Source organism: Ferriphaselus amnicola (assembly GCF_000974685.2).
Lineage (GTDB): Bacteria > Pseudomonadota > Gammaproteobacteria > Burkholderiales > Gallionellaceae > Ferriphaselus > Ferriphaselus amnicola.
Map to the genome: position 1 here is coordinate 1724426 of NZ_AP018738.1, position 17348 is coordinate 1741773.

Below are 17348 nucleotides of genomic sequence, written 5' to 3' on the forward strand. Positions count from 1 at the left end.
TAAGCGCGGAAACTGCCATGTTGCAGCAAAATCGCCTGCCGCTCATTTCACCCAGCCCTATTCCTCACATCGCGGCCTTCACCATAGCAGCCAATGGCGTGGTAGCTCTGCCGATGAGCCTGCCTAATTGCCCGCCCCCATCGAACAGCGCCCCTTGCGCTACGCCCGTGTCGGAATTCGCCAGCAGTTCGGCGAGGAACTCCGGCAGACCAGCACCCAGCAGCGCTTTTTTGTATTCCGCTTCCGGCAGATCGACATAACCGATCGCCTTACCACTCTGGCGAGAAACTTCGGCGGCAAACTCGCTCAGGGTGTAGGCGCTATCGCCCGCCAGTTCGTAAGTCTTGCCGGCCTGATCTTCGGTGGTCAGCACGACGGCGGCAGCTTCCGCGTAATCGGCGCGTGCAGCCGAGGCAATGCGTCCGCCCCCTGCGCAGCCGTACACCGAACCTAGCGATAGCGCAGTGGGGATGCCTGCCGTGTAGTTCTCGGTGTACCAGCCGTTGCGCAGCAGCACGAAGGGAATGCCGGAGGTGCGGAGCAGGGTTTCGGTGGCCAGGTGTTCGGCGGCCAGTCCGAGCGGGGAAGTGTCGGCGCGCAGCACGCTGGTATAGGCCAGCAGTTTCACGCCTGCACGCTGGGCCGCATCGATGACGTTACGATGTTGCTGTGTGCGTTGCCCGATCTCGTTGGACGAGATCAGCAGCAGCTTGTCCGCACCTTGCAATGCTGCATCCCAGCTGGCGGGCTGACTGTAGTCGGCCTGACGCACCCGCACGCCCAATGCCGCGATATCCTGGGCCTTGTCCTCATTGCGCACGGCGGCGACGATGTCGGTTGCAGGGATACGCTTCAGTAGCGCGGCGATGACGAGGCGGCCCAATTGGCCTGTGGCTCCAGTAACAACGATCATGGCATTTCCTTTCTTGGTGGTCGATTAAGATGAGGGGGCGAAGAATATCAAGTACAATTACCTTTCGTAAGTACGCACAAAAAGGTAAGTTTCATGCCCACAACTCAAATCGTAAAACTCGCCGAAGTGATGCGGCGCGGCGAAGTCCTAGCCACGGAATGCCCCTCGCGTGAGATCCTGAAACATGTGACCAGCCAATGGGGCGTGTTGGTACTGGTCGCGCTGATGGAGGGCACGCACCGCTTCAGCGAACTGCGCCGCAAGGTCGGCGGGGTGAGCGAGAAGATGCTGGCGCAGACGCTACAGCAACTGGAAAGGGACGGCTTCATCGACCGCGTCGCGCATCCGGTGGTACCGCCGCATGTGGAGTACACCCTGACCCCGCTCGGCGAAGGCATAGGCAAACAGGTGGAAGCGCTGGCCGACTGGATCGAGGTCAACCTGCCGGAGATTATGCTGCAGCAGCAAAAGCGTTGTTCGTGACTCAACTGCACGGAGAGTCAAACGAGCGAATCTTTAGAAGCCACACCCTCCGCCTGTCTTCCAACGTGGCAAATAAATTCAAACGAATCATGGGAAAACCCCAGTTATTTGCTTCGCCATATTGAAAGAAAGCCGCACTTCGGACTACTTACTCCAAGCGCGATAACCACTACAACGCGCCTTCACTCGTTTAACATGCCAAGCCTCCGCTGACCACACTCAGGAATAACCATGACTTACCCCAAGAACATCGCCATCGTAACCATCGCTGCCGTGCTTGGAATGGCCGGCTGTACGGGAGTGAAGACGGACGCGAACGTGGAGGTATCGGTCAGCAGCAAAAAGTCTCCCAAACCTAGACCGTCCAAACCGGTACTACCCGCCAAACCGGCCAGCGAGCCAGCCGATGCCGACTCAGCGCATGCAGCCCAGATTTCTGCGCCTGCCGCCCCCACCACCGAGGCCAAGTTGGCATCAGAAGCGATAGCCTTGGCGCTCGCGGATAGCTACAAGTGCTCGGTCTGCCACAAGACCGAAGGTAAACTGCTCGGCCCTGCATGGAAGGCCGTTGCCCACAAATACAAAACGGATCCCGATGCGGTGAGCAAGATTTCCATCAATATCAAACGCGGGGGGAATTTCGGCTGGAAGAGCGGCATCATGCCAGCCAAAGGCGGTAGCAACATCTCGGATGCGGACATCACCCAGTTAGCGGAGTTCATCGCCTCACTCAAGTAAGAACGGCTGCTCGACCTCTCTAAACTAGGGGCATGCGCTCAGACCTCTTGGCTCTGCGCCACCTGCAACACCTTGGGGCAGATCTTGCAGCACGCATTTCCTCTGCTTTACCGCCCTACTCACCGTGGCGTAATGAACCCGAAAATCGACAACTTCCTGAATCGTATAGCCGCATGTGGCGGTAGGCAAAAGCTATTGCAAGCGCAGGTGCTGGTTTCATAAATCGTCCAGCGGTCTGGCATGAGGAAAAGCTAGCTTGATGAATGCGTTATAGCAAGACCTGACCCCGAAGGCCCTGGAAGCTCAGAGAAGGGGCGGTGGGCGATTAGAGTGGGCATCTTATGTTGAGTATTCCCGAGAAACTGTAGCCTCTATTTTATATTGCCCCCTTCCTTGCTCGCTTATTGAGAGCGCCCCACCTTACCCTCATCAGAAAAAGCGACAAACAACTCTATAAATGGGTTATAGCAAATAATTAATAGAAGACCGAACCATAAAGATGAAATAAACATCCTGTATTCTGGGGAAAAATAGATATATGTCCCTAACGCTATCCCTATCAATTGGATTGCATAGTAACGTCTTCTATATGCTCGCACGAAAACAAACCAATGATAAAAAAGAGTGCAAATTGCAGCCCCAATAAACTGAAAAGCTATCCCAGATTCAAAATGCTCTGTGATAAGCAGCAACCCTGGGGCAACCACGACTGCAAAGAGTACTTGATGCAGTCCCCTTCCTATTTTTCCACTCATATTCTTTACCGAGAGATTATTACGGCTGTTTGATACCTTAGAGTCAGATCACAGCTGCTCATCCCATATTTTCAACACGCTTACCACTCAATCAGCGCTGATTATTTGCGCCTCACCGCCACCAGCAACGCCCAGCTTCCCAGTAGGACGTAGGCTAGCAATGACCATTCCGGTATGCCGAGATTGAATAGCGTCCAGCCTTTTTCCGCACACTCGCCAGAGCCGTGTAGCAGTTCCTTCAGCACATCGGCCATCGGGAAGTTCTGCAACATGTAATCCAAGCCGGGGCCGCAGGCAGGCACTTGGTCTTTGGGTAGGTGTTGCAACCAGATGTGGCGACTGGCGACACCGATGCCGGTGAAGGCCAGCAGGCCGATCAAGAAGCCGTAGGCTTTGGCGCCCGACGACTGCGGGTTGTGCAAGGTCGCCAGCAAGAAGAAGAATCCCATCAGGATGAAGATGACACGCTGCACCATACACAAGGGGCAGGGGTCTTGATGCATCACGTATTGCAGGTACAGCGCGCCGCAGTACATCGCGACTATCGCCAGAAATCCCACTAGATAGGGCGTTCGGCTATAGCGTTTGCTTTTGCTCACAGGTCTTTTTGCCATTATTCCGCCTCGTCTATCCACGCCAACTGAATGGCTTCCAATACTTTTTCGCCGCCCCGGCCGTGGTCATCCGAAAAACCCTCCAACTCCACCACCCAGTTATGTAGATCGGTGAAGCGCACATAGCGCGGATCGGTATCGGGACGGGAGTCAGCAAGCGCAATGGCGATCTGGCGTACATCGGTCCATTTCATCGGTGGCCCTCCTTAGTCATATTGATGGTGTACTTGGGAATCTCGACAACGAGATCATGGTCGGCCAGCACAGCCTGACAGCTCAGCCGCGAGTTCGGCTCCAGCCCCCAAGCCTTGTCCAGCATATCTTCTTCCAGATCATCCGCCACATTCAGTGAGTTGAAACCTTCACGAACGACGACGTGGCAAGTGGTGCACGCGCAGGATTTTTCGCAGGCGTGCTCAATGTCCACATGATTATCGAGCAGCACCTCGATTAGCACAGTGCCCGCTTCAGCCTGAAGCACCTTACCTTGCGGGCAAAGTTCTGGGTGTGGAAGTACGATGATTTGCGGCATTTACATCTCCAGATCAGACAGCTTTTTGCCACCCAAGGCACGGGCGACATTGTTATCCATGCGCGCTTGCGCAAAAGCGACGGTGAGTTCATTCAATTGGGCGACGGCGCGTTTGATGGCGGGCAAATCGTCGCCCGTCAACACGGCGCTCAGTGTCGCCATGCCTTGCTCGATGCGCGTACGTTCACTCGCTTGCAGTAGCGCAGCGCCGTCTTGCGCGATCGCATTCTGCACTGCATCCAGCAGTTGCTCGGCTTCAACTCGCTGCTCGCGCAAAGCGCGCGCCTTCATATCGTCCGTCGCGTAGGTATTGGAATCCTGCAACATGCGCGCGATCTCTTCGTCGCTCAAACCGTAAGAAGGCTTGACCGTGATGTTCGCCTCCACGCCCTTACTCATCTCGCGTGCAGAAACGCTAAGCAAGCCATCCGCATCCACTTGATAAGTCACACGAATCCGTGCTGCTCCTGCCACCATGGGCGGAATGCCGCGCAGCTCGAAGCGCGCCAGCGAGCGACAATCATCGACCAGTTCACGCTCGCCCTGCACCACGTGAACGCTCATCGCGGTCTGGCCATCTTTGTAGGTAGTGAATTCCTGCGCGCGCGCGGTTGGAATGGTGCTGTTACGCGGGATGATCTTCTCGGTGAGACCACCCATGATCTCGATGCCCAGCGACAACGGGATCACGTCCAGCAGCAACCACTCGTCGCCGCCCCGATTACCCGCTAGGACGTTGGCTTGGATCGCAGCGCCTAGCGCCACCACTTTGTCTGGGTCGAGATTGGTCAGCGGTGTCTGACCGAAGAACTCGGCAACGGCGCGCTGTACCTGCGGCATCCGCGTCGCGCCGCCCACCATCACCACGCCCTGAACTTCATTCACCGCCAGTTGCGCATCGCGCAGAGCGCGACGCAGTGGTTGTAACGTGCGCGAGACTAGGTTGCGACTCATGTCGTGAAAGACTTCCTGCGTCAGCACGTTGTCGATCAGTTCGCCGCCAGAAAGTACCGCCGTGATACGAGTCTCGGCAACGTCAGTCAATTCTTCCTTGGCAGCGCGAGCGCGAGTTAGCAGCAAGCGCGTGTCGTGCGGATTGAGCGGCGGCAGATTGTTCTGCGCCAACAGCCAGCAATAGATACGGTGGTCAAAGTCATCGCCGCCCAGCGCCGAATCACCGTTGGTGGCCAGCACCTCGAACACGCCGCGCGACAGACGCAAGATGGAAATATCGAAGGTGCCGCCGCCCAAGTCATACACGGCATAGACACCCTCGCTGGCATTATCCAGTCCGTAAGCGATCGCCGCAGCGGTGGGCTCGTTAAGCAAGCGCAGCACATTCAGCCCGGCCAGCCTAGCCGCATCCTTGGTGGCCTGACGCTGCGCATCATCGAAATACGCGGGAACAGTGATGACCGCCCCTACCAATTCACCGCCTAGCGAGGCTTCGGCGCGGGCGCGCAACTGTTTCAAAATCTCGGCAGATATCTCCACCGGACTCTTCACTCCAACCACAGTACGCAATTGCACCATGCCCGGCTGATCGACGAAGCGATAGGGCGAACCGCTGACATCGCCGATGTCCTTCAACCCCCGTCCCATGAAGCGTTTGGCGGACACGATGGTGTTGGCCGGGTCAAGGTTCTGTGCGGCCTGCGCCGACTCGCCCACCTGCACGCTGCCTTCCTCCAGATAGCGCACCACTGACGGCAACAGCGCCCTGCCCTGATCGTCGTTCAGTACCACGCTGATGCCGTTACGCACCGTGGCAACCAGCGAATTGGTGGTGCCCAAGTCTATGCCCACCGCCAGTCGATGCTGGTGTGGCGCAGTGGAAAGACCGGGTTCGGAGATTTGGAGTAGTGCCATTCGAGTTGTCAGTCGTAAGTCGTGTAGCGTAAGTCGTGAGTTGGCTTCGAGCCCATACTTGCGACTTATGACTTACGCCTCACGACTGCTTTCAATTATCTATCTCATCGAAAGCGGAAGCGATTTCTTCCGCCAGTTTTTCAAGGAATCTGAGCTTTCGCACCGTCCCGGCTGCGGCGGCGAGATTGTAGTGGTTTTCGTCGTCCAGTTGCAGCGCAAGTTGCTGCTGCAAACTGCGCGTATCAGACTGCAAACGGCGCTCCAAGGCATCCAGCGCATCCACATCCGACTGGCGCGCCGCCTCTTCCACCGCTTCGCGCCACTCCATCTGCTCCATCAGAAAGTCCAAGGGCATCGCCGTGTTGGTCTCTTCTTGGGTATCCACGCCGCGCAGTTTCAACAGATAGCGACCTCGGCTGAGCGGGCTGCGCAGTGTCTGGTAAGCCTCGTTCACCTGTGTCGCCCACTGCATGGAAAGACGCTTTTCGGCATCAGAAAGGTGGGCGAACTTGTCGGGGTGGACTTGCGCCTGCAAAGCACGATAGTTCTGATCAAGCAGCGCGCTATCGATCTGAAAGCGCGCCGGCAAGCTCAATAGCTGAAAAAAGTCTTGCTGCAGATCGAACGAAGTCATTACACCTTGAAGCTTTCGCCGCAGCCGCACTCGTCCTTGACGTTGGGGTTATTGAACTTGAACCCCTCGTTCAGCCCCTCGCGGGTGTAATCCAGCTCCATGCCATTGATGTAAGGCAAACTCTTGGGATCGACCAGCAGGGTCACGCCATGACTCTGGAACGTCAAATCATCGCTGGACACTTCATCGGCGAACTCCAGCTTGTAGGCCATACCGGAACAGCCGGAAGTCTTCACACCTAAGCGCAGGCCGACACCTTTACCGCGTTTGGTGATGAAGTTCTGCACGTGCTTGGCCGCGCTTTCAGTCAAAGAGACAGACATGATCTTCCTTTCAGCAGCTGCCCTTACAGGCATCGGTTTCGGTCATCGCGCCATGCTTGGCGCGGTAGTCGGCCACGGCGGCCTTGATTGCATCTTCGGCCAGAATGGAGCAATGGATCTTCACCGGCGGCAACGCCAGCTCTTCAGCAATGGCGGTGTTCTTGATCTCCATCGCCTGATCCAATGTCTTGCCCTTGACCCATTCGGTCACCAGTGAGCTGGAGGCGATGGCCGAGCCGCAGCCATATGTCTTGAACTTCGCATCTTCGATCACGCCGTCATCGTTGACGCGAATCTGTAATTTCATCACATCGCCGCAGGCCGGCGCGCCGACCATGCCCGTCCCCACCTGACCGTCGTCCTTGCTCATCGCACCGACGTTTCGGGGGTTCTCGTAGTGATCGAGTAATTTTTCGCTGTAAGCCATTTGATGCTCCTTTCAGGAGCAGAGAAGGAGGACAGGAGAATGGTGAAGGAAAAACCAGTGCACCGCATCGGCTTTTACTCTTCCCCCTTCTTCCTTAACCCTTCCCCGCCATTAATGTGCTGCCCACTGCACCGTGTTCAGATCGATGCCGTCCTTGTACATTTCCCACAACGGGGAGAGATCACGCAGCTTGCTGATCTTGCTCTTCAACAGCTCGACAGCGTAATCCACTTCCTCCACGGTCGTAAATCGCCCGATGGAGAACCTAATGGAGCTATGCGCCAATTCGTCGCTACGCCCGAGTGCGCGCAACACATAGGATGGCTCCAGACTAGCCGAGGTACAGGCCGAGCCAGACGACACCGCGATGTCCTTCACCGCCATGATCAGCGATTCACCTTCGACAAAGTTGAAGCTGACATTGAGGTTGTGCGGAACTCGCTGCTCCATGTCGCCATTCAGGAACACCTCTTCCATGCTAGACAAGCCATTCCACAGACGGTCACGCAACATGCGGATGCGCTCGTTTTCGGTCGCCATTTCTTCCTGCGCAAGGCGAAACGCTTCGCCCATACCGACGATCTGGTGCGTCGCCAGCGTACCAGAGCGGAATCCACGCTCGTGACCGCCACCGTGCATTTGCGCTTCCAGACGTACACGCGGCTTGCGACGTACATATAGCGCGCCGATGCCTTTGGGGCCGTAAGTCTTGTGTGCCGAGAAACTCATCAACTCAACCGGCAGCTTGGACAGATCAATCACCATCTTACCGGTCGCTTGCGCCGCATCCACATGGAACACGATGCCTTTTTCCCGACACAGATTGCCGATGGCCACGATGTCTTGGATCACGCCGATCTCGTTATTGACCAGCATCACCGAGACCAGCACGGTGTCGGGACGTATCGCCTCCCGCAGCTTATCGAGCGAGATCAAACCATTCTCTTCTGGATCGAGGTAAGTCGCTGAAAATCCTTGGCGCTCCAACTCGCGTACCGTATCCAGCACCGCCTTGTGCTCGGTCTTGACGGTGATGAGGTGCTTGCCTTTGCCAGAGTAGAAGTTGGCTGCGCCCTTGATGGCAAGATTGTTCGATTCAGTCGCGCCGGAAGTCCAGACGATCTCTTTCGGGTCGCAATTGACCAGCGCCGCCACTTGCTCACGTGCAGTTTCAACCGCTTGCTCTGCCTCCCAGCCATAAGCATGGGAACGCGAGGCCGGATTGCCAAATTTTTCAACCAGATAAGGGATCATCTTCTCCGCCACTCGCGGATCGACTGGCGTCGTCGCCGAATAGTCGAGATAGATCGGAAATTGCAAAGACATGGACGCTCCTGTTCAGACCGACACAGCCGGACGAGCGGCGTTACGAGTCAAGGTAACCACGGCTTCGTTGCCGTCCGTGAGGTGTTTTTGGACCAACTGTTGAAGATAAACTTGTCCAAGATAATCATAGATGGTCTTGTTCAAACCCATCCAGAGATCATGAGTCAGGCACGGCTTACCATCACGGCAATCGCCCTCGCCACCACACTGGGTAGCCTCGACAGACTCATCTACCGCCGTAATGATCTCGGCCACAGTAACCTCAGAAGCTGGGCGTGCCATGCAGTAACCACCGCCAGGGCCGCGCACACTATCTACGATGCCGGCTCGACGCAACTTACCGAACAGCTGTTCCAAATAGGACAGCGAAATCTTTTGGCGCTCGCTGATACCAGCCAACGTCACTGGGGCATAGCCGCCGCGCGATGCCAGATCGACCATCGCTGTTACTGCAAACCGTCCTTTGGTCGTGAGTCTCATTTTGCTTCTCCTATTACCTTGTCAACTTTAGGGGTAGAAACCATGCTCTTAGCGGGGCAAATAATAGAATACCTTAATTTTTTAGTCAACAATGTTATTCAGATAATTAGGGTCGAATTTGTCGGCGGTAGCCCGCTCCTCCTCTACCTTCACCCCTAGCTTTTCCAACTGTTCCAAAATGAATTCGATGCGCTGATCGACCTGAGTGCTATGCCCCAACAACCCGTGGATCGCCTTGGTCATGGGATCATTCTGCGCATTGCCGATGCCGTAAGGATTGAAGTGTTTTTCGGTGTCACGCGCCTCATCCAATATACGTGCGGGAATACCCACTGCCGTCGCCCCCGACGGAACATCTTTCACCACGACGGCATTGGAACCGACTTTAGCTCCCGTGCCGATGAGGATCGGCCCAAGTATCTTCGCCCCAGCGCCGACAACCACACCATCGCCCAGCGTGGGATGCCGCTTGCCTTCCTTCCAAGAAGTACCACCCAAGGTAACGCCGTGATACAGCGTCACATCATCGCCGATCTCCGCCGTCTCACCGATCACCACCCCCATGCCATGATCGATAAAGAAGCGGCGGCCGATGGTCGCGCCCGGATGGATCTCGATGCCGGTGAGCCAACGTCCGATATGCGCCAAAAAGCGCGACAGCCACTTGAAGTTCGCAAGCCACAAGCGGTGCGAGACACGATGAACCAAGCGCGCGTGAAACCCCGGATAGCAAGTCAGCACCTCGAACGTGCTACGAGCTGCGGGGTCGCGATCGAATACGCTGGCTATATCTTCTTTGATTCCCTTGAACATCACTTAGTAACTTTATGTTTATTGGCGTGGTATTCCTGCGTCACCGTCAGGATACCGCGCAGGATATTGATCTCTTCCTGCTCCAGCCGTGCCCGAGCATACAGACGGCGCAGCTTGTGCATCAGCTTGGTCGGGTGCTTGTGATTAAGAAAGCCGATCTCGACCAACGTACTTTCCATGTGCTCGAACAGGCGCTCGACTTGCTCTACCGGCGCGGGCTGTAACGCCGGCGCCCCGCAATCGCCCAACCCTGCCGCCAAACGCATCTCATAACTCAACAGTTGAACCGCCGCTGCCAGATTCAAGGAGCTGTAGTCTGGATTACAGGGAATGCGCACCAACACCTGACAGCGCGCCGCCTCTTCGTTGGTCAGACCAGACATCTCTGTACCGAACAGCAAAGCCACCGACTGAGTCATCGCTTGCTCTGTCAATAGCGCCACGGCCTCGCGCGGTGGCAGCACTTCCTGCGAAATGTCGCGCACCCGCGCCGACATGCCCGCCACCAACACACAGCCTTGCAATGCCTCATCCAACGTAGCGCAAACCTGCGCTTGCTCAAGGATGTCCGTCGCGCCCGCCGACATGGCATCCGCCTGTGGATCGGGAAACTGCTTGGGATTAATGAGTACCAAACGCGATAATCCCATTGTTTTCATCGCCCGCGCTGCCGCGCCGATGTTGCCCGGATGGCTGGTATGACTCAGCACAACGCGTACATTATTCAACAAATCCGCTCTATCCAAAACGTACCCTGCTTATATGCTGTAAAATGCGCGCCTTTACGCAACGCTGAATGAAAGCCTGACATGCATCCCATGCTCAATACTGCGGTGAAAGCCGCTCGCCGTGCCGGCAACCTGATCCACCGTGCAGCCGACAAGATCGACCATCTGACCGTCACCAAGAAATCCCACTCAGATTACGTGAGTGAAGTGGATCGTGCCGCCGAGCAGACCATCATCGAAACCTTACTGGAGGCCTATCCCAGCCATGCGATTCTAGCAGAAGAGAGCGGTACGCAAGGTGACTCGGATTTCGTCTGGATCATCGACCCGCTGGATGGCACCACCAACTTCCTGCATGGTGTGCAGCAATACGCAGTTTCCATCGCGCTGATGCACCACGGCGTGCTGACCCAAGCGGCCATCTATGACCCGACCAAGAATGACCTATTCACCGCCACACGCGGTCGCGGCGCTTTCCTGAACGACCGCCGCATCCGCGTCAGCAAGCGCATCCAACTGGCTGATGCACTGATCGGTACCGGCTTCCCTTACACCAACTTCGATCACGAAGAAGCTTACCTAGCCATCTTCCGTGAATTCATGAAGAAAAGTTCCGGCCTGCGCCGCCCCGGCGCCGCCTCGTTGGATCTAGCTTGGACTGCCACGGGACGCTTCGACGGCTTTTTCGAGACGGGGTTGAAGCCTTGGGACATCGCCGCAGGTGCGCTGCTCATCACTGAAGCAGGCGGCATGGTCAGCGATCTGAACGGTGGCGACAGCTTCCTCAAAAGCGGCCACATCTGTGCGGGCAGCCCTTTGATCCACGAACAGATGCTGAAGATCATCCAGCCCCATCTGACCGATGCGCTGAAAGCTTAACAGTTCGCGCCTCAGCAAACGACAATGCCCGCATCTGCGGGCATTGTCACTTTCAGGGCAACCTCATCGGGTTAAAGCTTCAACCTCATTTCAATATGCGGTATCCCCGCATCCATGAATCTTTCGCCGTGCTCAACAAAGTCAAAACGACGATAGAACGGAATGGCATGCACTTGCGCATGAACCTTGACCTCTGGCATGCGTCGCCCGCGCGCATCAGCTAACAACGCTTCGATCATCGCCGTCCCGACTTTCAACTGCCGCCATTGCGGCAACACACTCATACGTCCGATCTGAGCTTGTGGTGTCAAACGGGCACAACCGATAGCATCGCCTTGGTGGCTAAGCGCCAAAATATGGCGGCACTCGGCATCCAACCCATCCCACTCCAATTCTTCCGGCACCTGTTGCTCACGAATGAACACGGACTCACGCACGGCGCGCAACAATGGCTCGCCATCATGCCAAGAAACAGGATGAACAGTAAAGGCAGGACACATAGTGACTCCTTTCAGGCAAGGATATTGACGGGGGTGCCCACCGGCACCTGCTCGAACAGCTCGATCAAATCTCGATTACGCATGCGCACACAGCCATGCGAACCGGGTTTGCCCAGCTCCGTTTCATCAGGCGTGCCGTGGATATACACATAACGGCGCATGGTATCGCAAGTGCCCGACCGGTTATAGCCTGATTCGCAACCCGATAGCCACAGGATACGCGTCAATATCCAGTCTCTACCCGGATAAGCAGCCCCCAGTTCGGGTGAGTAGATTTCACCCGTTGGCCGCCGCCTCACGAACACCGTATTCTCCGGCTGCCCCGCCCCCACTTTGGCACGAATGACGTGCCGACCGCGCGGTGTGCAAAAACTGCCGCTCTCTTCGCCCGCGCCGCTCGCCCCAGTCGAAACCGGATAACGACGCAGCAGAGTTCCGGTATCGTCAGATAACTCAAGTAGTTGACAAGGAATATGGATAACGATCTTCATAGGAGCTTGGATTTTTGCTCGGCAATAATTTCGTGGGCAGTATATCAACCACGACAATAGTGCGTCTTTAAATGAAAGTAGATTTTCTAAAGAGCCCGTAAGAGCGGCAGATACTCTGATCCGAGTATGTATAATGCAAGTCAGTTTATCGTCTCGAGGGGCGAGAGTTGGCAAAGAACAGTAACAAGTCGCGACACAAAACCATGCTCACCTTCGTGCTGGGCGTGTTTCTGTGCACAAGCATAGTTGCTTATTTTGTCATCAGGGACACGGTCAGAGAAACCATCGAGAACCAAGCGGTCGCTTTCGCTGAGATCGCCACGGTGCAGGCGACAACGGCACGCTCGGTCTATGCTAAGGAAGTTGCCGAAAAACTCCGACAAGACGGCTTTGGTCCTAGCGTCGATTACGCACACATGAAGGGCTACGTGCCCATCCCCGCACAATTCCTGAAGATGCTTGGTCAGGCATCCAACACGAACACCTCTCATCTGTTCCAGTACAAGCCCGTAAGCAAGTGGAATCTGGATGCAGGACAAGGATTGGGTGACGATTTCCTGCGCTGGGCGTGGCCCCAGATCGAGCAACAGGATAAAGCCAACCCCGACGGGCCGATCGCTTGGAAACCTATTTGGCGCTTCGAACAACAACAAGGACAGCGGGTCTTGCGCTATCTGAGCGCAGATGCGGCGACACAGCCTTCGTGCATCGCCTGTCACAATGCTTACGAAAGTAAGCCGGAGATCGTAGAGCGGCGCAAGAGCCAACATATTCAAGCCGGCAAGCAATGGCATCAATATCAGTTACTTGGCGCGATTTCCATCACCATTCCGCTGAGCAAAGTCGAAACCTTGGCCGTCGCCCGCGTACAACGAACCAGCATACTGATTTTCGGCATTCTCTTCGCCAGCCTGATCCTAGCCATTTGGTTCAGCCGCAGACTGGTGAAGCAAGAGGTCAGCCTGCAAGAAGTCGAACGCGAGCTACTTAGGTCGGAAAAAGAGATGCAGGATGCGAAAGAGCTGCTCCTCGCCAAGCAGGATGTAGAACGCGCTTTCAGCGAGCTTTCTGCTTATCTTCAGGCGATCGACCAACATGCCATTGTTTCGGTTGCCACCCCAGACGGACGCATCATTCAGGTCAACCAGAAGTTCTGCGAGGTTAGCGGTTATAGCGAACAGGAGCTGATTGGCCAAGATCACAACATCGTGAACTCTGGCACCCATCCCTCCAGCTTCTTTAGCGAAATGTGGCAAACCATCGCTCGCGGTGACATTTGGAGCGGCGAGATCTGCAACCGCACCAAGTCTGGCGCTTTGTACTGGGTGGATTCCAGCATCGTGCCGCTCAAGGACCAAGACGGAAAGATCGTGCGCTACATTTCGATCCGGTTGGACATCACTGGCCGCAAGAAGACTGAGCTACACATGGCGCATCTGGCCAATCATGACGCTCTGACCGGCTTACCCAATCGATATCTGTTGCAAGATCGCTTCAAGGCGATACTGGCTAGGTGTCGCCGCAGCAACATGCAAACAGCTGTCATCTTTGTCGATCTGGATAAATTCAAACCTATCAATGACACCTTAGGGCACAAGGTCGGCGACCTACTATTGATCGAGGTGTCGCAGCGACTGCGCTCCGGCATACGTGAAGTCGATACCGTGTCGCGTCATGGTGGCGACGAATTCATCATTTTGTTAGCCGACATCGCCAACATCGAAGATGCGGCGATGCTGGCACAAAAACTACTGCACTCACTCATCGAACCGTATCAGATCATGGGGCATGAGCTATCTATCAGTGCCAGCATGGGCATCTCGATATTCCCTCAAGATGGGGATGACATGGAAGGATTGCTAAAGCACAGCGATCTCGCCATGTACTATGCCAAGCGGAACGGTGGCAACAACTGCCAGTTCTACACCCCTGACATGCACAAGTAAGTAGCGCCGCCTAAGCTCAATTCGATTTCTGCGCAGCTCGCCGTGCCGCAAAGAAACCGCTCAACACCGCACCGCACTCCGCGGCCAGAATCCCACCTTCCACCTCGGCGTGGTGATTGATCTGCGTGGCCGCAAACAGGTCGAGCGCACTGCCGGCTGCCCCGGTCTTGAGATCACGAGCACCGAACACAACCCGCGCGATGCGAGCGTGGAAGATCGCGCCGCTGCACATGGCACACGGTTCCAGCGTCACGAACAACTCGCAGCCCGGCAGACGATAATTACCCAGCCGTTGCGCCGCATCGCGCAGCGCCATCATCTCAGCATGAGCGGAAGGATCATGGCGTGAGATGGGCGCATTGAAGCCTCGTCCCACAATCTCGCCATCTTTCACCACCACCGCGCCGACCGGCACTTCGCCCAGCGCCTCGGCCTGCCGCGCCAGCTCCAGGGCCTCGCGCATGTAGGCCTCTTCAGCGCTGCGCGGCATACGCTCGCTCATGCCGGAATGCCGAACAAGCGACGGAAATTCTGCGTGGTCGCTTCCTCGATCTCGGCTAGCGGCACGCCGCGCAAGCGAGCGATCTCCTCCGCCACATGGCGCACATAAGCAGGTTGATTGCGCTTGCCGCGATGCGGCATCGGCGCGAGATACGGCGCGTCGGTCTCGATCAGCATACGATCCAGCGGTACGCTCTTCGCCACATCCTTCAGCGCCACGGCGTTCTTGAAGGTAACGATGCCGGAGAAAGAGATGTGGAAACCCATGTCCAGCGCGGATTGAGCTACAGCTTGGGTCTCAGTGAAACAGTGCAGCACGCCACCCACCTCCTGCGCCCGCTCCTCCGCCATCAGGCGCAGCGTATCGGCAGCCGCTTCGCGGGTATGGATGATGAGCGGCTTGCGTATCTCCCGCGCAGCGCGGATGTGGGTGCGAAAACGTTCACGCTGCCACTCCAGATCGCCGGTCAGCCGAAAGTAATCCAGCCCAGTCTCACCGATGGCGACCACGCGCGGATGGGCAGCCAAAGCCACCAACCGCGCCACATCCGGATCTTCCACGCCCTCGTAATCGGGATGCACACCCACCGAGGCATAGAGATTGTCATGCTGTTCGGCCAGCGCCAGCACCTGTGGGAAATCCTCCAGATTCACGCCCACACACAAGGCTAGACCGACCTCTTTCTGACGCATCAACTCAAGAGCGCCATCAAGGTTGGCGAGCAATTCAGGGAAATTCAAATGGCAATGGGAATCAGCAAACATCAGCGTGTGGGATAACAGTGTTGATAGGCCGCAAACAGCGACTCAAGGAATAAGCGGGGATTCAGCGGGTGATGCGACTCACGGCGGGCAGTGAGTAGATCGCGCTGGAAGTTCATCAGCTGGATAGGCTCGACTTTGGCAGCCAGTTTGCGCAGCGTCGCTTCATGGGCAAGGTGATAACGCACGCTGTCGCTGAAACGCATGCTCGCCAGATCGTGGCACCATTGTTGCAGCCCGTGCACCACCTGCGGCAGCTCGGTACGTTGCAGCTTTTCTGCCAGCGCCAGCCAGTCGAATCCACTCTGCTGAACCAAGGCATCCAACAAGATGCTGCGCACAGCACCTTTGTCCTGTGACGACAGCTCCAGCGCCAACAACGGCGCGAATCCCGCTTGCGCCAGCATCTCAGCGGGCTGGGCAACGCCCTGCTCCGCCAGCCAGCGCTGCGCTGATGCGGCGTCCGGCTGGGTGACGGCGAACGACAGACAGCGACTGAGGATGGTGGGCAACAGTTGCTGCGGCTTGTGCGTCACCAACAGGAAGATCAGGCCCTTGCCCGGCTCTTCCAACGTTTTGAGCAACGCGTTGGCCGCTGCCGTAGGCATGGATTCCGCCGGATAGATCAGCACCACGCGATGCCGCCCTTGGTGCGCAGTCTGGGTAAAGAAGTCCTCCAGCGCACGCAGTTGCTCTACCTTAATGATTTTCGAGGCTTTCTTGCCCGAGCCACTTTCGACGACCTCGCCAGCATCAGCCGCCTCGATACTGGCAGCCTCTGGGCGCAACAAACGAAAATCAGGATGACTGGCCTGCGCAAACCAGTGACACGAAGAGCAATGCTGACAGGCTTGACCCTGCGCATCCGGCTGTTCGCATAGCAAAGAGCAAGCGAAACTCAGCGCCAGATCGAACTTGCCGATGCCCTGCCCACCCTTGAACAACAACGCGTGCGGCAAACGCTGCCGTAATTCCTGCAAGCGCTTCCAGTCGCTGTTTTGCCAAGGGTAGAGTGCGTTCATAGCTGATCGAATACCGCTTTCAGTTGGGCGCGCACCTGCTCCTGCGACTGCGCCGCATCGATGATGGCGAAGCGCTGCGGCTGCTGACGGGCGCGTTGCAGATACGCATCACGCACGCGCTGGAAAAAGCCGGACTGCTCGCGCTCAAACTTGTCAGGCTCACGCGCATCGGCGAGACGCAGCTTGGCAACCTCCACGGGAAGATCGAACAATAGTGTCAGTTCTGGCTGAAAACCGCGACACGCCCAGTCTTCCAGCGCCGACAAGCGGGTGATGTCCATGCCGCGCCCGCCGCCCTGATAGGCAAAACTGGCATCGCTGAAGCGATCCGACACCACCCAAGCACCACGTTCCAGTGCTGGTTTGATGACCTGTTCGATGTGCTCGACTCGCCCAGCGAACATCAGCATCGCCTCAGTATCCATGTGCATGGGCTGATGCAATACCAGCTCACGCAACTGCTCACCTAGCGGCGTACCACCCGGCTCGCGCGTCAGCACGACCTCGATGCCACGCTGACGCAAGGCCTCGACGAACCACGCCAGATGCGTGCTCTTGCCGGCACCGTCCACGCCTTCAAATGTGATGAACCTTCCTTTGTTGCTCATAGTC

At 56.7% G+C, this 17348-nt stretch carries 22 protein-coding genes; 4 read left to right on the top strand and 18 right to left on the bottom strand.

Features of this window, described 5'->3' with window-relative positions; translation table 11 throughout:
• Positions 1-64: 64 nt before the first annotated feature.
• On the bottom strand, positions 65-913 hold the full coding sequence (locus tag OYT1_RS08630; RefSeq protein WP_062625974.1) for an SDR family oxidoreductase: 849 nt from the start codon (positions 911-913) through the stop codon (positions 65-67).
• 93 nt (positions 914-1006) lie between these two features.
• Here OYT1_RS08630 and OYT1_RS08635 point away from each other — a divergent pair, with 93 nt between their 5' ends.
• Together OYT1_RS08635 and OYT1_RS08640 are read left to right on the top strand one after the other, a co-directional pair.
• The gene (locus OYT1_RS08635; protein ID WP_088178198.1) at positions 1007-1396 is read left to right on the top strand and encodes a winged helix-turn-helix transcriptional regulator; all 390 of its coding nucleotides are present in this window, start codon (positions 1007-1009) and stop codon (positions 1394-1396) included.
• A 231-nt stretch (positions 1397-1627) separates the two neighbouring features.
• On the top strand, positions 1628-2134 hold the full coding sequence (locus tag OYT1_RS08640; RefSeq protein WP_062625976.1) for a c-type cytochrome: 507 nt from the start codon (positions 1628-1630) through the stop codon (positions 2132-2134).
• An 856-nt stretch (positions 2135-2990) separates the two neighbouring features.
• On the opposite strand, the gene OYT1_RS08650 is transcribed toward OYT1_RS08640, so the two are convergent.
• The 11 genes from OYT1_RS08650 to OYT1_RS08700 all read right to left on the bottom strand — a co-directional run bounded on the left by OYT1_RS08650 (position 2991) and on the right by OYT1_RS08700 (position 10635).
• Positions 2991-3503: a disulfide bond formation protein B gene (locus tag OYT1_RS08650; protein WP_062625977.1), complete on the bottom strand. Its 513-nt coding sequence runs from the start codon at positions 3501-3503 to the stop codon at positions 2991-2993.
• On the bottom strand, positions 3503-3697 hold the full coding sequence (gene iscX, locus OYT1_RS08655; RefSeq protein ID WP_062625978.1) for a Fe-S cluster assembly protein IscX: 195 nt from the start codon (positions 3695-3697) through the stop codon (positions 3503-3505). Before iscX ends, OYT1_RS08650 begins: the two co-directional genes overlap by 1 nt.
• Positions 3694-4035, bottom strand: a complete 342-nt coding sequence (gene fdx, locus OYT1_RS08660; RefSeq protein ID WP_062625979.1) for an ISC system 2Fe-2S type ferredoxin — start codon at positions 4033-4035, stop codon at positions 3694-3696. The genes iscX and fdx overlap by 4 nt, the downstream gene beginning before the upstream one ends.
• The gene (gene hscA / locus OYT1_RS08665) at positions 4036-5904 is read right to left on the bottom strand and encodes a Fe-S protein assembly chaperone HscA (protein ID WP_062625980.1); all 1869 of its coding nucleotides are present in this window, start codon (positions 5902-5904) and stop codon (positions 4036-4038) included. It abuts the gene before it with no gap.
• 91 nt (positions 5905-5995) lie between these two features.
• Positions 5996-6538, bottom strand: coding sequence for a Fe-S protein assembly co-chaperone HscB (gene hscB / locus OYT1_RS08670; protein WP_062625981.1), 543 nt, complete (start codon positions 6536-6538; stop codon positions 5996-5998).
• Positions 6538-6861, bottom strand: a complete 324-nt coding sequence (iscA, locus tag OYT1_RS08675) for an iron-sulfur cluster assembly protein IscA (RefSeq protein ID WP_062625982.1) — start codon at positions 6859-6861, stop codon at positions 6538-6540. The genes hscB and iscA overlap by 1 nt, the downstream gene beginning before the upstream one ends.
• Positions 6862-6871: 10 nt before the next feature.
• Positions 6872-7288, bottom strand: a complete 417-nt coding sequence (gene iscU / locus OYT1_RS08680) for a Fe-S cluster assembly scaffold IscU (RefSeq protein WP_062625983.1) — start codon at positions 7286-7288, stop codon at positions 6872-6874.
• 111 nt (positions 7289-7399) lie between these two features.
• Positions 7400-8614, bottom strand: a complete 1215-nt coding sequence (locus OYT1_RS08685) for an IscS subfamily cysteine desulfurase (RefSeq protein ID WP_062625984.1) — start codon at positions 8612-8614, stop codon at positions 7400-7402.
• A gap of 12 nt (positions 8615-8626) precedes the next feature.
• Positions 8627-9094, bottom strand: coding sequence for a Fe-S cluster assembly transcription factor (locus tag OYT1_RS08690; RefSeq protein ID WP_062625985.1), 468 nt, complete (start codon positions 9092-9094; stop codon positions 8627-8629).
• An 81-nt stretch (positions 9095-9175) separates the two neighbouring features.
• Positions 9176-9907 (bottom strand): serine O-acetyltransferase, encoded by a 732-nt coding sequence (gene cysE, locus OYT1_RS08695; protein ID WP_062625986.1) that lies wholly within the window; start codon positions 9905-9907, stop codon positions 9176-9178.
• Positions 9907-10635: an RNA methyltransferase gene (locus tag OYT1_RS08700; RefSeq protein WP_331838564.1), complete on the bottom strand. Its 729-nt coding sequence runs from the start codon at positions 10633-10635 to the stop codon at positions 9907-9909. The genes cysE and OYT1_RS08700 overlap by 1 nt, the downstream gene beginning before the upstream one ends.
• An 81-nt stretch (positions 10636-10716) precedes the next feature.
• On the opposite strand from OYT1_RS08700, the gene OYT1_RS08705 reads away from it, so the two are divergent.
• Positions 10717-11514 carry an inositol monophosphatase family protein gene (locus tag OYT1_RS08705; protein WP_062625988.1) on the top strand — a complete coding sequence of 266 codons (798 nt, stop codon included), beginning with the start codon at positions 10717-10719 and terminating at the stop codon, positions 11512-11514.
• Between the two features lie 71 nt (positions 11515-11585).
• On the opposite strand, the gene OYT1_RS08710 is transcribed toward OYT1_RS08705, so the two are convergent.
• Positions 11586-12014: a GNAT family N-acetyltransferase gene (locus OYT1_RS08710; protein ID WP_062625989.1), complete on the bottom strand. Its 429-nt coding sequence runs from the start codon at positions 12012-12014 to the stop codon at positions 11586-11588.
• 11 nt (positions 12015-12025) lie between these two features.
• Complete coding sequence (locus OYT1_RS08715; protein ID WP_062625990.1) at positions 12026-12505, bottom strand: L,D-transpeptidase; 480 nt, start codon at positions 12503-12505, stop codon at positions 12026-12028.
• A gap of 167 nt (positions 12506-12672) precedes the next feature.
• On the opposite strand from OYT1_RS08715, the gene OYT1_RS08720 reads away from it, so the two are divergent.
• Entirely contained in the window at positions 12673-14451 is a 1779-nt protein-coding gene (locus OYT1_RS08720) for a diguanylate cyclase domain-containing protein (RefSeq protein WP_145983696.1), read from the top strand.
• A 16-nt stretch (positions 14452-14467) separates the two neighbouring features.
• On the opposite strand, the gene tadA is transcribed toward OYT1_RS08720, so the two are convergent.
• The 4 genes from tadA to tmk are packed head-to-tail and all read right to left on the bottom strand — an operon-like array spanning position 14468 to position 17344.
• The gene (gene tadA / locus OYT1_RS08725) at positions 14468-14953 is read right to left on the bottom strand and encodes a tRNA adenosine(34) deaminase TadA (RefSeq protein WP_269460704.1); all 486 of its coding nucleotides are present in this window, start codon (positions 14951-14953) and stop codon (positions 14468-14470) included.
• On the bottom strand, positions 14950-15717 hold the full coding sequence (locus OYT1_RS08730) for a TatD family hydrolase (protein WP_062625992.1): 768 nt from the start codon (positions 15715-15717) through the stop codon (positions 14950-14952). Before OYT1_RS08730 ends, tadA begins: the two co-directional genes overlap by 4 nt.
• Entirely contained in the window at positions 15717-16736 is a 1020-nt protein-coding gene (holB, locus tag OYT1_RS08735; protein ID WP_062625993.1) for a DNA polymerase III subunit delta', read from the bottom strand. Before holB ends, OYT1_RS08730 begins: the two co-directional genes overlap by 1 nt.
• Positions 16733-17344, bottom strand: coding sequence for a dTMP kinase (gene tmk / locus OYT1_RS08740; protein WP_062625994.1), 612 nt, complete (start codon positions 17342-17344; stop codon positions 16733-16735). The genes holB and tmk overlap by 4 nt, the downstream gene beginning before the upstream one ends.
• Positions 17345-17348 lie beyond the last annotated feature (4 nt).